Origin of the sequence: Promicromonospora kroppenstedtii DSM 19349, from assembly GCF_000515355.1 — a bacterium.
GTDB lineage: Bacteria > Actinomycetota > Actinomycetes > Actinomycetales > Cellulomonadaceae > Promicromonospora > Promicromonospora kroppenstedtii.
On sequence record NZ_KI911635.1, the window covers coordinates 35,172 to 38,844 of the forward strand.

Sequence of the window (3,673 nt, forward strand, 5' to 3'; positions counted from 1 at the left end):
GGCTGCGGGCGCTGGTGCGGGGCGGTGATGCTGAGGTGGCTGGTCGGCAGTTCGGGGTGGTCGGTAGAACGTCAGGTGGTCGGTAACTCGGGTTGCCGACCACCTGACGTTCTACCGACCACCCCGAACTACCGACCACACGCACTCCACGCCCCGCACCCTGGGCCTGGCTCGGGGCGTATGTCTTGTATCCCAGACTCTATCGCTGGTTCCGGCCGCGCCACGGGGCGCGCGGCGGGGTTCCATGAGCGCATGAGCACCCTGCACGACGCGGCGACGACGCCCGCCACCGGCGCGGCCGGCACTCGGCTGCCCCAGGACCAGCAGCACCAGGACCAGGACCAGCACCAGGACCGGCAGAACAGCGACCTGCCCGGGCACGTCGTCCTCGACGGCACCCCGCTCACGGTCGAGCAGGTCGTCGCCGTCGCCCGCTACGGCGCGTCCGTCGAGATCCATGAGACCGCGCTGGCCCGCATGGCCCGGACCCGAGCCGTCATCGACGACCTCGCCCACGACACCGTGCCCCACTACGGCGTCTCCACCGGCTTCGGCGCGCTCGCCCGCCGGCACATCCCCACCGAGATGCGGGCCCAGCTCCAGCTCAGCCTCGTGCGCTCGCACGCCGCGGGTTCGGGCGCGCACGTCGAGACCGAGGTGGTGCGGGCGCTGCAGCTCCTGCGGCTCGCCACCCTGGTCACCGGACACACGGGCGCCCGTCCGGTCACGGCGCAGACCTACGCCGGGATGCTCAACGCCGGCATCACGCCCGTCGTGCACGAGTACGGGTCGCTCGGCTGCTCCGGCGACCTCGCGCCGCTCGCCCACGTGGCGCTCGCCGCCATGGGGGAGGGGCAGGTGCGGGTCGTCCGGGCGGGCGTCTCGACAGGCTCGACCGGCCACACGGGCTCGACCGTCGACGACGGCGCCCTCGTCGACGCCGCCCAAGCCCTTGCCGACGCGGGGATCGAGCCCCTCGTCCTCGCCGAGAAGGAGGGCCTGGCCCTCATCAACGGCACCGACGGCATGCTCGGCATGCTCTGCCTCGCGATCCACGACCTGCGCCGCCTCCTCACCACGGCCGACGTCGCCGCAGCCCTGTCCGTCGAGGCCCTCCTCGGCTCGGACGCACCGTTCGCCGAGGACCTGGTCGGCATGCGCCCGCACCCGGGTCAGGCGGCGTCGGCGGCGAACCTGCGCCGCCTGCTGGCGGGTTCGCCCCTGATGGCGAGCCACCGCGAGCTGGACGACGCCGGAAATCCCGCGTGCACCCGTGTGCAGGACGCCTACTCGCTGCGCTGCGCGCCGCAGGTGCACGGCGCCGTCCGCGACACACTGGACCATGCCGCGACGGTCGCGGGCCGGGAGCTGGCGTCCGCGATCGACAACCCCGTCGTCACGACGGACGGGCGCGTCGAGTCGAACGGCAACTTCCACGGGGCGCCCGTCGCCTACGTGCTCGACTTCCTCGCCATCGCGGCCGCCGACCTCGCCAGCATGAGCGAGCGGCGCACCGACCGGTTCCTCGACGTCGCACGCTCCGAGGGGCTGCCCGCGTTCCTCGCGGCCGACCCCGGCGTCGACTCCGGCCACATGATCGCCCAGTACACGGCCGCCGGGATCGTCTCGGAGCTGAAGCGCCTGGCCACGCCCGCGAGCGTGGACTCGATCCCGAGCTCCGCCATGCAGGAGGACCACGTGTCCATGGGCTGGTCCGGCGCCCGCAAGCTGCGCCGCTCCGTGGACGGGCTCACCCGCGTGCTCGCGATCGAGGTGCTGACGGCCACGCGCGCCCTCGACCTGCGGGAGGAGGCCCCGGCCGCGGGAACGGGCGCGGTTCACGACGTCGTCCGTGCCGTCGTGCCCGGCCCCGGACCCGACCGCTACCTGGCCCCCGAGATCGAGCACGTCGTGGGGCTCGTGACCGGCGGACAGGTCGCGGCGGCCGCCGCGGGCGCCGTCGGACAGCTCCACTGAATCTGCCGAACCGGCCCGAACCCGCCGACCTGAGTCGAAGGAGACCGAAGTGAACCAGCCGTACGACCGGGGGACCCCCGTCGCCGTCCGCGCCCCGCGCGGCACCACCCTGACCGCCCGGAGCTGGCAGACCGAGGCGCCGCTGCGCATGCTCATGAACAACCTCGACCCCGAGGTGGCCGAGCGGCCCGACGACCTGGTGGTCTACGGCGGCACCGGCCGGGCGGCGCGCGACTGGCCGAGCTACCACGCGATCGTCCGCTCGCTCACCGACCTGCGCGAGGACGAGACGCTGATGGTGCAGTCGGGCCGCCCGGTGGGCGTGCTGCGGACGCACGAGTGGGCCCCGCGCGTGCTGATCGCCAACTCCAACCTGGTGGGGGACTGGGCGAGCTGGCCCGAGTTCCGTCGCCTCGAACAGCTCGGCCTGACGATGTACGGGCAGATGACGGCCGGTTCCTGGATCTACATCGGCACCCAGGGGATCCTGCAGGGCACGTACGAGACGTTCGCCGCCGTCGCCGCCAAGAGGTTCTCCGGCACGCTGGCCGGGACCCTCACCCTGACCGGCGGCTGCGGCGGCATGGGCGGTGCCCAGCCCCTGGCCGTGACGCTCAACGGCGGCGTGTGCCTCGTGGTCGACGTCGACCCGGCGCGCCTGCACCGGCGCGTCGAGACCCGCTACCTCGACGTCGTCGCGTCCTCGCTGGACGAGGGTGTGGAGCTGGCGCTCGCGGCCAAGCGGGACCGGCGCGCGCTGTCGGTGGCTGTGGTCGGCAACTCGGCCGACGTCGTGCCGGAGCTGCTGCGCCGGGGTGTCGAGGTCGACGTCGTGACCGACCAGACGTCGGCGCACGACCCGCTGTCGTACCTGCCGTCCGGGGTGGCGCTGGAGGACTGGGCTTCGGAGGCGGAGAAGGACCCCGAGGGGTTCACGGACCGGGCGCGGGAGTCGATGGCCCGCCATGTCGAGGCGATGGTCGGTTTCCAGGACGCGGGCGCCGAGGTGTTCGACTACGGCAACTCGATCCGCGACGAGGCCCGCCAGGGCGGGTACGGCCGGGCGTTCGAGTTCCCGGGGTTCGTGCCCGCGTACATCCGCCCGCTGTTCGCCGAGGGCAAGGGCCCGTTCCGGTGGGCGGCGCTCTCCGGGGACCCGAAGGACATCGCGGTGACAGACAAGGCCGTGCTCGACCTGTTCCCCGACAACGACCACCTGGGCCGCTGGATCCGTGCCGCCCAGGACCGCGTCGCGTTCCAGGGGCTGCCCGCCCGGATCTGCTGGCTCGGGCACGGGGAGCGCGACGTCGCCGGGCTGCGGTTCAACGAGCTCGTCGCGTCGGGGGAGATCTCCGCGCCGCTCGCGATCGGGCGCGACCACCTGGACTCGGGCTCGGTGGCGTCCCCGTACCGCGAGACCGAGTCGATGGCTGACGGCTCCGACGCCATCGCGGACTGGCCGCTGCTGAACGCCCTGATGAACACCGCGTCGGGCGCCACGTGGGTGTCGCTGCACCACGGCGGTGGCGTCGGCATGGGGCGGTCGATCCACGCGGGTCAGGTCTCCGTCGCGGACGGGACGCCACTCGCGGCCGAGAAGCTCGCCCGGGTGCTCGCGAACGACCCGGCCACGGGCGTGCTGCGGCACGTGGACGCCGGGTACGACGACGCCGCCGCGGCGGCGGAGCGCGGCGGG

2 protein-coding genes are annotated in these 3,673 nt (G+C 73.8%); both read left to right on the forward strand.

Features of this window, described 5'->3' with window-relative positions; all coding sequences use genetic code 11:
• Positions 1-252 precede the first annotated feature (252 nt).
• Positions 253-1,977 (forward strand): histidine ammonia-lyase, encoded by a 1,725-nt coding sequence (gene hutH / locus PROKR_RS07365; protein ID WP_245605734.1) that lies wholly within the window; start codon positions 253-255, stop codon positions 1,975-1,977.
• Positions 1,978-2,026: 49 nt separating this feature from the next.
• On the forward strand, positions 2,027-3,673 hold a 1,647-nt coding region (locus tag PROKR_RS07370; protein ID WP_084800300.1), incomplete at its 3' end, for a urocanate hydratase.

Coding starts and splice junctions, on each gene's coding strand:
- hutH (WP_245605734.1), top strand. CDS start 253: ATGAGCACCCTGCACGACGCGGCGACGACGCCCGCCACCGGCGCGGCC.